The sequence below is a fragment of the Massilia sp. MS-15 genome (genome assembly GCF_020176695.1).
Lineage (GTDB): Bacteria > Pseudomonadota > Gammaproteobacteria > Burkholderiales > Burkholderiaceae_D > Telluria > Telluria hydrophila.
The window spans coordinates 1-1,308 of record NZ_JAIWIA010000056.1; the positions used below are offsets into that span (position 1 = coordinate 1).

The 1,308-nt window shown below is 55.7% G+C and carries 1 pseudogene; it reads left to right on the plus strand.

Annotated features, from left to right (window positions below):
- Nucleotides 1–42: 42 nt before the first annotated feature.
- Nucleotides 43–1,175, plus strand: a pseudogene (locus tag LCI23_RS18615) (IS3 family transposase).
- The last annotated feature ends 133 nt before the right edge of the window (nucleotides 1,176–1,308 follow it).

Sequence of the window (1,308 nt, forward strand, 5' to 3'; positions counted from 1 at the left end):
GGTAGACATTTCTGACCTATGATTTGAGCATAGGAGAAATGAATGAGTACACAGCGTTACACGCCGAATTCAAGGAAGAAGCAGTTAGACAGGTAGTCGAGGGGGGGCTACCCTGTCCCGGAGGTGGCGGCCCGGTTGGGCGTGTCGGCCCATAGTTTGTACAAGTGGGTCAAGGCAGTGATGCCGACAAAGGACGAGAAACAGAGTGCCGAACTGGTCGAGGCAAAAAGTGAAATTCTGTGGCTACGGTCGCAGATGCGCCGCCTGGAAGAGGAGCGAGATCTGCTAAAAAAGCCGCGCGGTACTTTGCCAGGGAGCCCGGGTAAAGTACCGGTTCATAAACGAGCACCGGCACGAATTTTCGCTCGTGCTGATGTGCCGTGTTTTGAAGGTGGCGCGAGCCGGGTTTTACTAGTGGCTGCATCAGCCTATCTCGGAACGTGTAAAGGAAGATGCGCGCCTGGTCGAGGTGATCCGGAATTCGTATGCAGTCAGCGGCGGTGTCTATGGTGCGAACCGTGTCTTTGGTGATCTCCGAGAGGCCGGCGAAACGTGCGGTCGCAATCGTGTTGTACGGCTCATGCAGGCCAATAAGATCAAGGCAGTACGCGGCTACAAAGCGCCTCGAAGGATCGCTGGACGTCCTTCGATTATCGCGCCTAACCGCTTGAATCGCGAATTCACCGTTGAGGCACCTGACCAGGCTTGGGTTACCGATATCACCTACATCCGCACATGGCAGGGATGGCTTTATCTCGCTGTCGTAGTCGACCTTTTTGCGCGCAAGGTTGTCGGATGGTCGATGAAGCCGACCTTGTCGCGTGAGCTGGCGATCGATGCTCTGTTGATGGCCGTCTGGCGGCGCAAGCCCAAGAACCCCGTGCTTGTGCATTCGGAGCAGGGCAGCCAGTACGGTAGCGACGACTGGCGCCGCTCCTGCAAATCCAATAATCTGGAACCGAGTATGAGCCGATGCGGAAATTGTTGGGGCAATGCGGTCGCCGAGTCGTTCTTCAGCAGTCTGAAAAAGGAACGCATCCGCAAGCGCATTACAAACCCGCGATTTGGCCAGAGCCGACATCTTTGATTACATCGAAGTCTTTTACAATCGAACCAGGCGCCACAGCCACCTGGGCCATATCAGCCCAGAGGCCTTCGAACGCGCCTCAATGTGAGGTCGGGATTTGTCTACCGAACTGGTGGTAGGCCATGTGCCTAACGGGAGTGTCCGTGACAATGGGAAGGCCTAGCATGGGCGACTCTGTTCGTGTCTGCTGGTATAACAGCAGCGAAAGGTCAAATTTCTCA